The sequence below is a fragment of the Clostridium phoceensis genome, from assembly GCF_001244495.1.
Classification (GTDB): Bacteria; Bacillota; Clostridia; order Oscillospirales; family Oscillospiraceae; genus Lawsonibacter; species Lawsonibacter asaccharolyticus.
In genome coordinates, this window is sequence record NZ_LN866265.1 from 1 (window position 1) to 894 (window position 894).

1 protein-coding gene and 1 pseudogene are annotated in these 894 nt (G+C 69.9%); both read left to right on the top strand.

The features are described from left to right. Positions 1–89: 89 nt before the first annotated feature. Positions 90–521, top strand: coding sequence for a terminase large subunit domain-containing protein (locus tag BN1969_RS00005; RefSeq protein ID WP_187120318.1), 432 nt, complete (start codon positions 90–92; stop codon positions 519–521). 37 nt (positions 522–558) lie between these two features. Then, positions 559–894, top strand: a pseudogene (locus tag BN1969_RS00010) (serine/threonine protein phosphatase); the annotation flags it as partial.

Genomic DNA, 894 nt, shown 5'->3' on the forward strand with positions numbered 1-894 from the left:
GGGGGGGGGGGTATATCTCCTGCGACTAGGGTGCGGTGAACCCCACCTCTAGGGGACTTGGGGGGCGGTGGGGGGAGGCGTGGTACCGGGTGGAGGAGTTCTATTACGACTCCCGCCGGGAGGGGCGGCAGAAGACGGACAGCGAATACGCCGACGCGCTGGAGGCACTGGCGGACGGGCGGCCCATCAGGGAGGTGGTGGCAGACCCCTCCGCCGCCAGCTTTCTGGAGTGCCTGCGGCGGCGGGGCTGGCAGGTGCGGCGGGCGGAGAACGAGGTGCTCTCCGGCATCCGCACCACGGCGGAGCTGCTGCGGACGGGCCGGCTGGTCATCTGTCCCGGGTGCGGAGACGCCATCCGGGAGTTCGGGCTGTACCGCTGGGACACCAGCGCCGGAGGGCGGGACCAGGTGTGCAAGGAACATGACCACGCAATGGACGACATCCGGTATTTTGCCGTCACGTTGGCGGCAAAGGAGCGCGGCGGCAGCTGGGCCGGGAGCGTGGAACGGAGGATATTTTGACCGGCAGGGGCCGGAAGAGGCAAAGGAGGCTTTTGCGATGAAGCGGCGGGAACGAAACAAGGGGCCGGCTCGGGCGGAGGCGGTGCAGATCCGGGAGAGCGGACGGCATCCCTTCGGCGTGCTGGACCGGTATGTGCCCCTGGGGGCGGGGGAGCTCCAGCTCTACCGGGCCATCCGGGAGGCGGTGCCCATCCTGGACGCGGCCATCTGGAAGCTGATCCGGCTGGCCGGCGGAGTGGCGGTGAAGTGCGGGGAGCCCGCCGCCCAGGCGGGGCTGGAGCGGTTCCTCCGTACTGTCCCCACCGGGCGGGGACAGCGGGGCATCCAGTCCTTTCTGGACTGCTATCTGGACTCCATGCTTACCTGCGGGCGG